Genomic DNA, 15,940 nt, shown 5'->3' on the forward strand with positions numbered 1-15,940 from the left:
AATCTATGATTAAAGAGAATTCTCCTTCACCCAATCAACAAGTTCGTCAATTTGTGCAAATGCCATTCCTGTAACAGTATCTGCTGCACCATAATAAACGGCTAATTTCCCTGTTTCTTTATCATGAAGTGCGGCACATGGAAAGACTACATTTGGTACATCGCCCATGCATTCATATTGTGTTTCTGGGGTTAATAAATAAGGCTGAGACCTGTACTTTACTTCCCAAGGTTTATCAATATCTAATAAGGCTGCTCCCATTGCGTACACATATCCATTGCATGATTTTAATACGCCATGATAGATCATTAACCAGCCGTCTTTTGTTTCTATAGGAATTGGGCCTGCTCCTACTTTCATGCATTGCCATGCACTATCCTCGAAGGGTGCCGGTGACATTACATGACGGTGTTCTCCCCAAAATTTCATGTCTGGTGATTGGCTAATAAAGATATCTCCAAATGCAGTGTGTCCTGTATCACTTGGGCGACTTAACATCACGTATTTATCATTTATTTTTCTTGGGAAAAGTACTCCATTTCTATTGTAGGGTAGAAAGGCATTTTCACATTGGTGGAACGTTTTAAAATCAAAAGTATAACCAATACCAATTGTTGGTCCGTTATAGCCGTTGCACCACGTAATCCAATAGCGGTCTTCCATCCATACTACACGAGGATCGTACTTATAATCAGAATGGATCATTTCTGTATTTCCGGCAATAAAGTCAATCGGTAATTCATTGATTTCCCAGTTGATGCCATCCTTACTAAACCCAGCATGAATATTCATTCTTCGGCATTTATCATCACAACGAAAAACACCTGCATATGCATCACTAAACTCTACAACAGCACTATTAAAAATACTATTTGAATTTGCTATTGCATCTCTTTTTATCACTGGATTTTGAGAATAACGCCACATAACTGCTTTACTATGCTCTGGTCTATCTTCCCATGGGAATGCCTTCTCTAATGTACTCATTTGTATAAATTTTAAATCGTATTTTTTTATTGATTAGTGTAATAACTTTTGAATTATCACACTTCTAAAATGCTTTATTATTCAATAGTGATCTCATCGATAAACATATAAGCATCGCTTCCGTTTCCAGAATGCCACTCCGGTAGTTTTCCTATATTTTTAGCAATTACTTTTATGTATTTTGCTTTTGATTTACCTTGTATCGTGATTTTTTCTCGATGTACAATTACATTTTTAGTTGCTCCTTCTGCCTCTTGGCTTCCAAAATTGGTGTAATTTTCACCATCTTCAGAAACAAAGATATCTACTTCTTGTGGTGCAAAAATCCAACTTTGTTGTGCTGATAAAGCACCGACAGTTATCTTCTTTACTTTCTTTATTTGGGGCAATTCTAAAACTACTTCCATGTCGTTTCCTAGAAATGCAACCCAATAACCATCGCTAAAGGTTTTTGTACCAGAATAACCGTCTACTAATTTTATTTCCTGACCTGTAGAGCGTTTATCTGTGGGTTGTAATAATTGTACTTTAGCATTAAAACCAAGATGCTGTACTTCTTCAAAATCTTGAGGTAAATCGTCTTCAAAACCAAATTCCCAGTCTAAATATTTCTTTGTAAGTTCTTCTACTTTCTCAGGAAAATCAGTTGCTAGGTTATTTAGTTCACTACTATCTTGTGCAATGTTTACAAGGTAATAACTGTCTTTTTCAAAATCTATTGATGCTTTTTTAGTATGATCTGTAGGGTAGCCAATTAGTTTCCAATCGCCTTCTCTAATTGCCCAAGACGCACCAAATTTCCAACGGAAAACTTCCACAGGTGATGAAGCCTCTTTGTCTAAAATCATTTCTTTTAATGAGTGTCCTTCAATTGCATTTTGATCATAGGTTATGCCACAGAAATCTAACAATGTTGGAAACCAATCTGTACCCGTTCCCATACCATTTCTTACTTCGTTTGCAGGTATCTGATTTGGCCATTGAATTAACGTGGGCACACGAATTCCACCTTCAAACAAATCTCCTTTTGCCCCTCTAAATGGTCCAGAATATCCACCTCCATTAAAGTTTCTTACTTCTGTAGAATATCCGTGATCTGATTGAAAAACAACAATTGTATTTTCTAAAACACCTTGCTTTTCTAGTACATCAAGTAATTTACCAATGTACTCATCTAACGTAGACATAAAAGCGGCATAATCTCTACGGGGCGAGGGCAAATCTTTATAATACGTTCTCCACTTTTCTAAGGGTTGCACAGGGTAATGCGGTAAATTAATGGCAAAGTACATAAAGAAAGGATCTTCATTTTCTTTAATTGAGGAGAGATATTGGTCTACCTCATCTACCATTAATTCTGGGAAATACTGCCCGTCCATAAATACTTCTTCCCCGTTTCTCCATAAATCATGGCGGTTAGGACCTTCCCAATAAAAGAAATGAGAATAATTATCTATACACCCTCCCATGTGCCCAAATGAATGGTCAAAACCTTGGTTATAAGGCATTGTTTCTGGAGTGTACCCCAAATGCCATTTTCCAATATGTGCAGTGTTATACCCAGCTCCTTTAAAGACCTCTGCTATCGTTACTTCTTCTTCTGGCAAACCTGCATGCCCCGGTTGAGAAGATGTATTGTTAGGTAGTTGTGCTCCTTGCGGACTTTTACCTGTTAACAATGCGGCTCTAGAAGGTGTGCAAATAGGTGCTGGTGCATAAAATTGCGTAAACCGAATGCCATTTTCTGCCATCTTATCAAAAGTTGGCGTCTTTAAATCTTTAGCTCCATAACAATTCATGTCTAACGATCCCTGATCATCAGAATATATCAGTAAAACATTCGGCTTTTTGTCTTGTGCATTTACCAATACGCCCACAAGAAGCAGTAGACTAAAACTGTAAAGTAGCTTTTTCATTTTTAAATTTTATTGCTCATTATAACCTAAGAGACTGCTTCTAAATCAGGTGATAAAGTAGGTGTACTCTCCTCTATTGCCTGAAGTGTATCTTGCATATCTTCTGGGTAATCTTCCATTTCATCGTGCCATTTGATTTTTAACCAAATCATTGTCACAATCATTAATACAATTGAGTAAGCCATATATTCGTACTCTCCAATAATTAAAAATACTGGAATTAAATGTAACGAAAGTTGCCAAATTGCACCAACTGCACAATTAAACATATCTTTACCAAAGCCTTTATTTTCTTTAAAGTTCGGATTAATAGCTCTACATTTTTCTGCAATTGGTTGCCAAAATCCCCACGGACGCACCGTTGTATAAAATGTCATTAATGTTTTCTCATCGTCTGGTTTAGTTAATAAACTTGCAACGATTGATGTGGCTAATGAGATCAAGAAGATGATTGGAAACTGCATTATCTCTGATAGGTTTGAGAAAGCAAAAGGTACAACTACGGCTGCTCCCATTCCTGCCATCATTCCATAAAAATAACCAAAGCCATTAAATCTCCACCATACCCATTTTAGCATATTTGCTGCAGTATATCCACCAAATAAAGCGGCTACAATCCATTTTAAGATTGAATCTATACTCGATACAAATAACCCTGCCGTCATGCCTACAATTACTACGGCTAAAGAGGCAACGTAAGACATCATTACCAATTGCTTATCTGTTGCATTTGGTCTAAAATATTTTTTGATAATATCGTTTACTATATATGCTGGTCCTGCATTTACATTGGCTGCAAAAGTTGACATAAAAGCTGAAATTAAACCTGCCAATAATAACCCTTTTAAACCAACTGGAATAAAGTTTTGTAAGGCAAAAGGTAAAACCATCTCGAAGTCTATTGGGCCAGATTGTTCTGCAAACTGAGGGGATAAATACACCAAACCAATTACGGCTAAGCCCATAATCATAAGGTATCTTGGAATAAATAATGCCAACGAAACTATGCCACTCATTTTTGCAGCATCCTTTGGCGATTCTGTGGCCATAATACGCTGCATATCGTAACTCGGAACGGGTCCTGCAATGCTTACTAAAATCCCTTTAAAGATCATCATCATCATTAATGTGCCAAAAAGAGAGTAACCGTCCGACTCAATTTTATCGTTTACGGCAGGTAAAACAGTCGACCAATCTAAGTTTAATTTCCAATCGAAAGCTAAAGATTTCCACCCTTCTGGAACCACCGCTGTAATCTGTTCTGGAGTTACCATATTAATGGCAATTATACCCACAATAATGCAAGCAATTGTCATCACCACAAACTGAATAAGTTCGGTCATTACCACAGAGTACATACCGCCTTTAATCACATAAATAGTTGTGAGTGCCATAATAATAGCGGCGTATATTTTAGCTGATGGAATAGCAAAACCAAAAACGGATGTGCTCAAGTCCCATGGTAAAAACATTGTTGCAAACTTACCAATTCCTTCAAATCCGTAGGCTATAAATCCTACCACTGCAATAATGGCAAAGACTACTACAACAATGTGTGAAAGTTCTGCCCCTCTACCATTTCCAAATCTTGTTTTTAACCATTCTGCACCCGTCATTACGTTAGAACGTCTTAACCAAACGGCAAGAAATATCATTAAGAAAATCTGATTCCAAACAGGCCATAGCCAAGGAATAAAAACAGATTTAGCCCCATATATAAAAGCAAGAGAAACCATCCACATTGTACCCGTGATATCGAACATGCCAGAAGCATTTGATAACCCCAAAACGTACCAAGGAATTGTTTTTCCGCCAAGAAAATAACTATCAAGATTTTGTGATGCCTTTTTAGAGATAAAGTATCCAATAAGAACCGTTAGTAGTATATACCCCACGATTATTCCTATATCTACAGGATGTAAGTTCATTATAATTAGGTTTAAAAGATTGTAAGTTATGTCTGTTACTATTATGAGATATACCCGATAGAATTGTGTTTTTTTTGAGCAAGTACTATTGCTTATGTATAATGTTATCCCGTTGGTTAAATTTAAGAAAAACTTGTTGGAGATAACACCCAATAATTTCTAAATAATCACAAAATATTTTAGAACTTAAATAGGAAAGCAATGCAAATGTGAAAATCCACTCTTGCATTGCTCTCATCACTTTATAATTAGTCTATATCCCACCAAACACGAACGTGAATACCTTCACCTTGTCCTTGATTGTTACTAGGGTCTAATGCGTTTTTAGCATTAATTGTTATTTCAGATTCGGTATAAGGTAGCTTCTTAATAAAGCCATCTCCTAAATCTACTCCTGAGTCGTCTTTCACTACTTTATTTAAAGTAGGATAACCCGTTCTTCTGTACTCTGCCCAACCTTCACAACCGTCAGGGAAATTAGCAATCCATTTTTGCTGCTGAATGTTTTCTAACTCATGTCCAGAGAATGTTGGTAAACCCTTAATGTATGCTTCCATATCTACTTTAGAAGGGTCTATACTCGACAAGAAACTTTGTGTTTCTGATAAAGTAGCAACATACTCCCAAGATGCACGAATACCTTCTAAGTAAGCGGCCTCACTATTGCCTCCCCAACCAAGAAGAGCAGCTTCTGATTTTAAGAAACTGACTTCTGCATAAGACATAATCATGTACCTAGAGTTGTTATTAAACATCGGTCCGATATTAGAATTATCGCTAGGGTTATTGCCCATTGCCGGGATTGCTTCTGCTGGTAAACCATTTTCTACACCTTTGTAAAACGAGATACTATACACACCAGATTTCAGTTCAGAATACGTAAAATCTACTAATTTACCTTCTTGATTTAGCTTTTTATAGCCTTCTAATTCCTCTGCATTTACATCTTCTCTTTGTACTTTATCAAAATACAAATACATTCTTGGGTCTGTAACTGCAGTACTTGTTGATGTGAAATAATCTTGCATTGTTTTACTCATTCTGAATTCATTCCACCAAGCAATTTCATATAAAGGATGCCCTCTCATAAAACTATGTGGGTCTGTTGCAACGGTAGCATTGTCTGCATTTGAGTTAATCAAATCTCTTGATAAAGCCACTGTGCCCCATTTTCTACCCAATGCAGGATCAACTTTGCTTACACGAATTGCATATCTTAATAATAAAGAATTGGCCAATTGTCTCCACTTCTGCAAATCCCCATTATAAATTACATCTTCTCCACCGTAAGTTGGTTGGTCTGTAAATTTACCCAACATTACATAGGCAGAGTCTAACCCCGTAAGTACACTATTATAAATAAACTCTTGAGAATCGTATTTCGGATAATCAATGCCTCTTCCACCTTCTGTATATGGCATATCACCAATCTGATCAGACGTTCTTGCAGAACTTAACTCGTACTGAATTCTTGCAATCCAATAATGATTATCGAAGTCTGGGTACTTTTCTGAATACGCTTTAATATCATCATACATACGTGTAGATTCCCAATATTGCGTACGGAAAAAACCATAATCTACCCAACCCAAGTTCATGATGTAACGCCCTGAGTTAAAATAGTTGGTTGTGTTTGCAAAATATTGAGAATACAAGCTTGTATACAATGTATATGCCTGTTGGTATCTCGACCATTCTGCAATGTTTCCGTTTACTAATAAGTTACCAATTGCCATGCTCGGTGGAATCTCCGTTGGTTCCACAGGATCGGTATTCATTTCATCAAATTTTTGAGTACACGAGAATGTCAGTACACTCAAAAACACTACGATTAATTTATATATATTTTTATTCATGATTAAGTCGAATTTAGAAGGCAACATTTACATTAAAACCAAAGTTTCTCGTCATAGGATATCCACCCATTTCAATACCTCTATAACCATCAGAAGGGCCAGCATATGATTCTGGAGAAGTACCCGGCATATTCGTTTTAAAGTAGAATAAATTTCTACCTACTGCCGATACTCTCACTTTATCCAAAAACATATTTTCTAACCATTTATTCGGTAAGCTATATCCAATTGATAGTTCTCTTAGAGAAACGTAGCTTGCATCGTACATAAATTCAGAACCTACTGCGTTTGCACCACCAACATGATTCCAATATTGTTCAGAAGATATTTTTACATCATTGGCTTGTCCCGTTTCTGCATTTACACCTTCTACAACCATGTTTCCATCACGTCCGTTAAGTGTGCGTTCTCCCGTACCTTGCAATGTGCCAAGAGCATCTGTGTAAGAGTAAATATCTCCACCTTTTTTGAAATCAACTTGTGCTCTAAATGATACGTTTTTATAGTTTAAAGTAGTACTCACAGAACCCATATAATCGGGCTGAATATTACCAATAATCTCCGGGTCGTTTGATGTAATTGGCAAACCATCGTTACCAATCATTTTATTGCCGTTTTCATCGTAAACAAATGATCTTTTTGAACGGATATTACCATAATCTTGTCCTTCTTGAGCAACAACAGTTACACCGTTTACATTGGCCATTTCATAAGTTTGTACTCCATCTGCCAACTCGTTTACGTATGTTCTATTTTTAGAAAAGTTGAAACCAATGTCCCATTTAAAATCTCTCTTTTCTAAAACCGTTGCATTTACCATAAATTCAAAACCTTTGTTCTCTACATTACCCGCATTGATAATTTTATGAGAGTACCCAGAAGAAGAAGTCATTGGTACTGTTAAGATCTGATTAAATGTATTGGATTGATACATTGTAAAATCGAAGTACAAACGGTTCTTAAAGAATCTCATTTCTGCTCCAAATTCTTTAGAAGTTGTTTCTTCTGGTTTTAAACCTTCTAAAGGCAATTGTAATGGTGCTTCTACCAACGGCCCCCCTGCTCCTTGCTGTACTCCATACGTTCCAGCCAACATATAAGGATCAGTATCGTTACCTACTTTTGCCCAAGAACCACGTACTTTCATGTAAGTAATCCACTCTGGCAATTGTGTATCAAAATCTTCTAACATATCACTAACTACAAGCGATCCTGCAATAGATGGGTAGAAATACGATCTATTTTCTGCTGGTAGTGTAGACGACCAATCGTTTCTTGCAGTCCAATCAATAAAAACGTAGTTTCTAAAACTAAATTGACCGAAAGCAAATACCGATTGTATCTCTTTTTCGTAATACGTTTGTCTATTAATAACAGAAGTTGCATTTGGAATAGACCATAAACCTGGTACAATTTGTCCAACGCCTTCGTTACCCATGCCAGATCTTTGTTGGTGCATATTGTTTGCTCCTACACTTGCACTTACGCCCCAATCACCAAATTGTTTGTTAGCGTTCATCATAATGTCAGAGTTCATTTCCATTACATTAAACTTATCAAGAATATACTTCTTGTCGGTCATTGTTTGGTTCGATGGAAGATCTCTCGTTTCTCTTGTTTCAGAATAATAATCTATACCTGTTTTTGCTGATAAACTTAACCAATCATTAAATTTATATCCTGCCGAAACCATTGTTACAAAACGGTCTCTCTCTGCATTATTAATAGATGCATTGTAGTTTTGCCAATAAGGATTTACATATTGAGAAGACAAACCAGACCAATTGACTTGATGTCCATACACAGGGTGCATATAGTTATTTTTGATATCATTTGTTTGAATACTTCTTGGCATCTGAACAAACTGATTTACCGTACCAATATACCCTTGGTTTGGTGTTCCTTCTTCTCTATGGTTGATGTAATTAAACTTACCATTTAAAGTAAATTTCTCTGTTTTTAAACCACCTTGAAAATCAATTGAGTTTTTATTTAATGACTGGCTTGGAAAAATACCGTTGGCTCTCTGATCCATAAACGACATTCTAAAAGTAGCTAAATCGTTACCGCCAGAAACTGCAATGTTATTGGATACTGTAGACCCTAGTTCAAAAAAGTCTTTGTATTGTTGGTTGGCTTGGTAAGGAGTAGTTAAAGAGGGATCTACCCAACTTTGTACCATTTGCCCTTCCATTGGAGCACCCCAGCTACCCATTGCGTTTGTATCAATTTTCCCACTTGTACCTTGCCCGTAGGTATCTTGCATATTGTAGAAAGATTGTACTTGCTCAAACATTACGTTTGCATTGTATTCTACTTTAACTCCTTTTTGAGAAGCACCTTTTTTAGTAGTAATAATAATAGCTCCATTTTGTGCTCTAGAACCGTATAAAGCTGCTGCGTTTGGTCCTTTTAGTACAGAAATATTTGCAATGTCTTCTGGGTTAATATCAGAAACACCACCATCTGCATTTCGACCACCCCATTCTGGTCCGTCATCTGGACTAGAAATTTGTCCCATAGATGCACTATTAATAGGTACTCCATCTACTACCCAAAGAGGTTCGTTATTACCAGAAATAGAACTAGAACCACGCACACGAACAGAAACCGAACCGCCTAAACCACCAGAAGGATTTACTTGAACACCAGCAATTTTACCTGATAAGTTCGAGCCAACATTCGTCGTTCTTGTATCAGTAAGTTCATCAGATTTTACTTCTTGTACAGAGTAACCAATAGATTTCTTTTCTTTTTCGATACCGAATGCAGTCACCACTACCTCTTCCAATTCGTCTACCTGAGTAGCCAATTGAACGTTGATAATACTTCTATCACCTACATTTTGTTCTTGGTTATCGTACCCTACAAAGCTAAAAATCAAGATGTCTGTAGTTGCTACTTCTAGCGCATAATTACCATCAAAATCTGTAATTGCCCCCGTAGTTGTTCCTTTAATAATAACATTTACACCAGGCAAACCTACCTCATTTTCATCGGTAACAGTACCTTTCACTTTAGTTTTTTCTTGGTCAACATTTGTTGTTTGTTTCCCTTCTTCTTTAGGAAAAACCAATACTTGCGTACCAATTACTTTATAGTCTAATTTGGTAGATGCCAGTAAAGTGGTCATTACCTCGTCTATAGACGCTTCAGTAAATTCGTAATCAATAGAAGTTGATAAATTGATCTCGTTAGAGTTATAGAAAAACCTATATTGAGTATGTGATGCAATTTCATCAAATGCTTCTTTTAATGGCTTTTCGTTGTCTAATATTAAATTAAAATCGTTGGCAAAAACTGTATTTCCTACAGATAGTAGTACTGCACAAAGGAGAGAAAAGAGTATACCTCTCCCGTTTGCCTTTTTACCCAAAAAAGGACATGATAAGTAATATTTCTTCATTTCAAATTAGATTAATTAGTAGTTTAATGATATTCCGTGGCTAAACCATTTCAAGTATATTTGTCTTATTTAATTCTAGAGTAAGCGCTTTGATATTCTGACAAATACTACTTTTAAATAGTGTAATTGACCTGCTAGTTGTTAACTCAGCAAATTATGTGGCTTGTTGGTCTTCTTCATTTTAGTGTATAATTACAGTATCTCCTTTCATGTAATAATGTACTCCTTGCAAACTTTCTATAAGTTGCATAACGGAGTGAATATTATCCCTTTGATCAAAAGACCCTGTAAAGTTAGATTGTACTAATTGTTTATTATTGTTTATAATTTTCACACCGTACCATTGCTCCAAATCTTGTTGAAATTCTAAGAAAGGTTTATCGATAATCCTTAAGACACCTTCTTTCCAATCCACAAAACTCTTTGCATCTACCTGTGTAATTTCGATTGTTTCCGATTTATTTGTTAAAATTGCTTGTTCATTTGGTTTCAATTTACCCAGTGTTGCTCCATCCTTTGTTAATGCTACACTTCCTTCTACAAGCGTAGTTATTTCTCTTTTAGGATTTGTATTGTCTACACAAAACTCCGTACCCAAAACAGTAATATCACTAGAGTGTCCTTTTACAATAAAAGGATGTTTTACATCTCTATGTACTTCAAAATAAGCTTTACCACTAATTTCTACTTCTCTGGTTGCTCCCTTAAATACTCTAGGAAATTTAAAAGTTGAACCGGATGCTAACCAAATTTTAGAACTGTCTGATAAAACTACAGAAATACGCTTCCCTGCCGGTACATGTATTTCATCTATTCCATCTCCGTCTATTTGATCTACACTAGCAACATTCAATTCTATTAAATCGTTACTATGTTTCGCATTTTCTGTAGCTAAAGCCATTACGGTTTCTCCACCGTCTGTTGTCCAGACACTCACCTCTGTTTGCATAGGAGAAGTTTTTTGGTATGTATACCAACCAATACCTACAAATAATAGCAAGACAGCTGCAATAGAACGAATTATTGTTTGCTGTAATTGAATGGCATTGCTTTTCTTTTCTGCTTTTAATGTTTCAAACTGTTCCCAAGCAACGTCTTTATCAAACGCATTAAATTCAACATGTTCTAAATCTTCCCATACAGTATTTATTGCAGCAAACTCTTCAGTGTTCTCTTCCACTGTAAGAAACTGATTTAATGTTTCTTGTTCTTCATCACTTAGTTTTTCTGTAAGCGATTTTGCAATTAATTGTACTATATGTACTTCTTTTTTTTTCATGTTCACTTATAAGTCGAATAGAAAGTGTAAAACACTCACTTAAAAATTATTTTTTTAGTTCTTTTTTGAAATAAAGTTGAACAACAGAAGTAAACACCTATTAATCAGCATTTTGAAATATTTATTTTTTTAATGAAAATCAGAAATTATTATAAAATATTTTCACCAAGTTGTTTCTTAAGCAGTGACAGTCCTCTAAAAAGATGGTTTTCCACTGTCTTTTTAGATACGTTCATCACTTCGGCTATTTGATCGTTTGTTAACCCAGAAAACCGAGATAGCATAATTGCTTGTCTGTAATTGGGATGTAAATCTTTAAGATACCCCTGAATTTTAGCTTCAAATTCTGCGGCCTCTAAACTTGTTTCGTGGTACACTTTCTGAGAATAAAACTCCTTCTCAACAGTAGCCTGTTTTTGTGTCTGCCTTTGTTGAGCTCTTAAAAAATCGAGTGCTTTAAATTTTACAGCTTTAAATAAATATCCCTTTATATTTTCTATTTTCTGTAATTGATCTCTTTTCTCCCAAAGGGTTAAAAACACATCTTGTACAACATCGTTACTACTACTCTTTACATTTAAAATTGAGTACGCATAAATTGCCATACCTTTATAATAAGAACTATATAAATTCTTAAAAAAAAGATCTGGTTGCGGTAGCTCATTATTTATTCGATCAGTTTTCAATTCAGTCTAAGTATGATATTTCCAATAAGGTTCCTGCTGAAGTATGAAGTCGTGCAAATATACTTAAGTGTAATAAGAACAAGAATATAATAACTCTTAACAAGTGTGTTTATTTATAGAAATTGATAACAACCAGTCTCAAATTAATACAATTCGAGACTGGTTATAACAATAGGAACACTAATTAATTATTTACTTTTAGCAGATGATTTTATCTCTAAAACTCCTCCTTCAATAATTTCGCTCCATGGAAGAAAGACATTTGGTAATTTTTCTCCATTCCATTTGGCAGATTTTATATAATGATGTGCTGTAGGATTACCCTTCGTAAGTATTTTCAACTCTTTTCCAGCATAAAATTTTTGATCTAAACGGATAGTAATTTCTTCGAATTGTGGTAACGCCATTTGTAAAGTTGGCGTTGCCCCTGCACCACCTTCTACATCAAAAAGACCAATACCAGCCAATACATACCAAGCCCCTAATTGTCCTTGATCTTCATCTTGTCCATAGCCATAACCGTGTGTTTGGTCTGTTCCATAAAACACGTTACAAATTTCTCTTACCCAATATTGTGTTTTTTCTGGCTGATTAGCATAATTATACAACCATGCAATATGTAAAGAAGGTTGATTACCATGATTATACACGTTTTCTAACCCTGCAAAAGCATCTACAGTTTCTCCACCTCCAAACTTTGTAATAGCTGCAGTCTCGAACACACTATCAAGGCGTTTATTAAATTCCTCTTCTCCAATTTTTTTGATTAAACCTTTGGCATCATGAGGTACATAAAAAGTGTATTGCCAAGCGTTACCTTCTTGAAAACCAGTCCATACTTTCTTTGGATCAAATTCTTCTACAAACTCCCCATTTGGTAATTTAGGACGAATAAAACCAGTAGAAGAATCAAATAATTTCTCCCATCCTTTTGCTCTTTCCATAAACATTTCATAGTCTTCATTTTTACCTAAAGCCTTTGCCATTTGAGCTGCAGCATAGGCAGAAAAACTATATTCTAAGGTATGCGATGCAGAAAATTGAGAGCCATCAGCATTAGAAGCAGAATAATACTCTTCGTTAGAAGTTAAAGGTACATAGCCTTTTTCTACCCAAACTTTTGTATCTGCTTTTCCAGCTCCTAAAGGACGATTCATCCAACCCATCTCATTTTTATAGACTGCTTTATAAGCCGTCTCGACATCAAAATCTCGGATTCCTCTATTGTAGGCACTTGCAATTACAAGTCCCATATAATTTGTACCTACACCAGAAACATACTTATTTGTAGCCACTCCATCTGCAAGCCAACCACCATCTTTATAAATATCCAATTGACACTGAATAAACTGATTATAATAGTCTGGGTACACCAATGCCCAAAGTTGTGTTAAGTTCCAAAATGCTCCCCAAACCGCATCGGTATTGTAATGGTTGTAAGTTGGTTTCCCTTCTTTATCTAAAGGAATTTGTCCTATCCCACCATTAATAGAAGGGTAATTTCCATTCACATCACTTTCAACTCCTCTGCCTAAAATAGCATGGTACAACGCAGTGTAAAACTTTGTGAGATGTTCTTCCGATCCACCTTTTACGGCTATTCTACCTAACTTTTCACTCCACTCATTTTGTGCCTTTTCTTTGGCCTGATCAAAGTTTAGCGTACTTGCTTCTGTACTTAAATTAAGTGCTGCATTTTCTATTGAAGTGTAAGACAATCCAATTTTTACTTCAACATCTTTTTTAGTTGATGTATTGAACTTAAGTGCCAAACCTGCCCCTTTACCAATACTAGAGCGTTCCCCTTTGTGGATAGTTTCTTTATTAAATGCATCTACACTTATGGGTAACTGATTTAACTCGGCAACAAAGTACATTTTTACATAACTTCCCGGTTGGTAATACTTGGCATAACCAGGATGCGTAATTACAAAACCTTCTACTTTATTGTCTTTCGTTATACGTACTGATGCATCTACAACAGCACCACTTTCTCCTTGTGTATTACCTATATCAAAAAGAATATTTCCTTCCTCATTTTGATCAAATGTGTACCGATGGAAAGCCACTCTTTCTGTAGATGTTAGTTCGGCTCTCACCTTATAATCATCCAAAAAAACACTATAATACCCAGGTTGAGCCACTTCATTTTCTTTCTTAAAACGAGAACGGTAACCTGTATCTTCCTCATCCAATTTACCCGGCACAGTAACTAATTTCCCTGTAGTGGGCATTAAAGAAACACCTCCAACTTGGAACTCGTGGAAGTTGACAAAACCTTCTATAGATGTATGTGTGCCATCGTAACCAACGGCTTCCCAACCCCATTTATTTCCGTATTGTCCATTGGTAGATGGAGCTGGTTTTGCCATCCCAAATGGATGAGCAGCAGGGGTGTAAAAAAACCATCTAGAATGTACCGAACCAATATTGGGATCTACATAATCTAATGGCATTTTCTGTGCATTAACTATGCACGGTAGTAGTAGTAATAAAAGTATCAATCGCATGGTAATGGTATTAAAAAAGGGTAATGAAGTACTTTGCCTCACTACCCTTCTAGTTTAAATTAGTTATTTACAGTTAGGTTTTCAAATGCATCAATTGCATCTAATAATACCCCTGCAGAACCTCTAAACATTCCAGAACCTGTTGGCTTATTATCTCTTGTATACCACTCGTAAAAACCTTTATTTTTTAGAACTCTGTCAAACATTGGTTGTGCTTGTTCCCATGCTTCTTGCTCATACCCATTCTTTACTAATTCAGTAATCATACGTGCACCAAACCAAGTCCAATCTCCACCATTCTGATACCCATAAGGGTGCATACCTGTATTTTGAAAAGTACCTTCAGGATACACTGGGTATAACGTTAAACCAATAGATGGAGCACCAGATTCTTTTACATTTTGCACCATTTTATCTAACTGTACTTTAATTTGTTCTTTAGATAAAAACCCTGCTTCTATAGCAATTGCAGTACCTCCGTGATAGAAAACTTCGTCCTCGTTAAAATCAGACGGAAAGGGCGAAGTAGTAATGTAAACGTGTGGGCGGTATTTCTGACGTTCCTCATCCCATAAATATTTTGCTACATTTTTTGTAATTCCTGCTCTTACAATTTTCCACTTATTTGTATTGATATCATCACCTCCAATTTCTATCAAATTATTTAAGGCGATAACAAACATTGCATTGTCGTAAATATCTATTGTTAGATGTGAATTTTCATCTAGGGCAACACCCCAATCATGTTCTGGTTGTACATCTCCCCAATCTGCAGTAGTTGCTCCCCAAAGTAATTGATAAGTCTTGTTAAAACGTTCGTCTAGTAAAAATTGCATGGCATCTTCAAGTCTGTGAATTACCTTTTTACCGACAACTTTTTCTTGTAAAATTGACTTATCACCCGTTGCTTTAATGTATTTATACACAGACTGTACTAAAGAAGCCTCTTGATCCGTTTCTACTGTATTTTTATGATAAGCCAAAGTTGGTTTATGCACACTTTTTTTGTAATACGTAGAATCATATCCGGGTCTAATTGTAATAAAACCATCTGCAATATTCCCATCATCTTCTTGAATATAGAAGAAATTTAGAATGTTATCTTTAATGAGTTTGTGGTCAACAACTTTTGCAGATTGTGTTACAAATGTGTTGAAATCTCTTATCCATACTTCTGCGTAGCCATCGCCAGCATTAAAACCTGTAGACAACAACTTTAACCCCATTTCTTGAATTTTAGGTAGTTGTGTATCAGTTTCTATTTGTTCTGTAAGAGTGTTTGTTTTTGATTGTGCAGTACACCCAAAAGTGAAGGCTGCTAATGCGATTAGTAAGTAATTTTTCATTTCAATAATTTTAAGTTTTTATCAAT

9 protein-coding genes are annotated in these 15,940 nt (G+C 35.7%); all 9 read right to left on the reverse strand.

All coding sequences use genetic code 11. The annotated features are described in order from the left end of the window. Window positions 1-9 precede the first annotated feature (9 nt). A complete protein-coding gene (locus EI427_RS16975) occupies window positions 10-987 on the reverse strand; it encodes a glycoside hydrolase family 130 protein (RefSeq protein ID WP_126616975.1) in 978 nt (325 codons plus the stop codon). Window positions 988-1,064: 77 nt separating this feature from the next. Further along, a complete protein-coding gene (locus tag EI427_RS16980) occupies window positions 1,065-2,903 on the reverse strand; it encodes a sulfatase-like hydrolase/transferase (protein ID WP_126616977.1) in 1,839 nt (612 codons plus the stop codon). A 26-nt stretch (window positions 2,904-2,929) separates the two neighbouring features. Then, window positions 2,930-4,831: a sodium:solute symporter family protein gene (locus EI427_RS16985; RefSeq protein ID WP_126616979.1), complete on the reverse strand. Its 1,902-nt coding sequence runs from the start codon at window positions 4,829-4,831 to the stop codon at window positions 2,930-2,932. Between the two features lie 248 nt (window positions 4,832-5,079). After that, window positions 5,080-6,687 carry a SusD/RagB family nutrient-binding outer membrane lipoprotein gene (locus tag EI427_RS16990; protein ID WP_170178518.1) on the reverse strand — a complete coding sequence of 536 codons (1,608 nt, stop codon included), beginning with the start codon at window positions 6,685-6,687 and terminating at the stop codon, window positions 5,080-5,082. 13 nt (window positions 6,688-6,700) lie between these two features. Further along, the gene (locus EI427_RS16995; RefSeq protein ID WP_126616983.1) at window positions 6,701-10,093 is read right to left on the reverse strand and encodes a SusC/RagA family TonB-linked outer membrane protein; all 3,393 of its coding nucleotides are present in this window, start codon (window positions 10,091-10,093) and stop codon (window positions 6,701-6,703) included. A 181-nt stretch (window positions 10,094-10,274) separates the two neighbouring features. After that, a complete protein-coding gene (locus EI427_RS17000; RefSeq protein WP_126616985.1) occupies window positions 10,275-11,372 on the reverse strand; it encodes a FecR family protein in 1,098 nt (365 codons plus the stop codon). Between the two features lie 149 nt (window positions 11,373-11,521). Continuing rightward, on the reverse strand, window positions 11,522-12,058 hold the full coding sequence (locus tag EI427_RS17005) for an RNA polymerase sigma factor (protein ID WP_126616987.1): 537 nt from the start codon (window positions 12,056-12,058) through the stop codon (window positions 11,522-11,524). A 188-nt stretch (window positions 12,059-12,246) separates the two neighbouring features. After that, entirely contained in the window at window positions 12,247-14,568 is a 2,322-nt protein-coding gene (locus EI427_RS17010; RefSeq protein ID WP_205727870.1) for a GH92 family glycosyl hydrolase, read from the reverse strand. A gap of 59 nt (window positions 14,569-14,627) precedes the next feature. Then, window positions 14,628-15,914, reverse strand: coding sequence for a glucosidase family protein (locus EI427_RS17015; protein ID WP_126616989.1), 1,287 nt, complete (start codon window positions 15,912-15,914; stop codon window positions 14,628-14,630). Window positions 15,915-15,940: the final 26 nt, after the last annotated feature.

Origin of the sequence: Flammeovirga pectinis, from assembly GCF_003970675.1 — a bacterium.
GTDB classification, from domain to species: domain Bacteria; phylum Bacteroidota; class Bacteroidia; order Cytophagales; family Flammeovirgaceae; genus Flammeovirga; species Flammeovirga pectinis.

Bases quoted from the DNA above. Each gene is read 5' to 3' on its own strand.
- EI427_RS16995 (WP_126616983.1), bottom strand. From the start codon at position 10,093: ATGAAGAAATATTACTTATCATGTCCTTTTTTGGGTAAAAAGGCAAAC.
- EI427_RS16990 (WP_170178518.1), bottom strand. From the start codon at position 6,687: ATGAATAAAAATATATATAAATTAATCGTAGTGTTTTTGAGTGTACTG.
- EI427_RS16980 (WP_126616977.1), bottom strand. From the start codon at position 2,903: ATGAAAAAGCTACTTTACAGTTTTAGTCTACTGCTTCTTGTGGGCGTA.
- EI427_RS16985 (WP_126616979.1), bottom strand. From the start codon at position 4,831: ATGAACTTACATCCTGTAGATATAGGAATAATCGTGGGGTATATACTA.
- EI427_RS16975 (WP_126616975.1), bottom strand. From the start codon at position 987: ATGAGTACATTAGAGAAGGCATTCCCATGGGAAGATAGACCAGAGCAT.
- EI427_RS17015 (WP_126616989.1), bottom strand. From the start codon at position 15,914: ATGAAAAATTACTTACTAATCGCATTAGCAGCCTTCACTTTTGGGTGT.
- EI427_RS17000 (WP_126616985.1), bottom strand. From the start codon at position 11,372: ATGAAAAAAAAAGAAGTACATATAGTACAATTAATTGCAAAATCGCTT.
- EI427_RS17010 (WP_205727870.1), bottom strand. From the start codon at position 14,568: ATGCGATTGATACTTTTATTACTACTACTACCGTGCATAGTTAATGCA.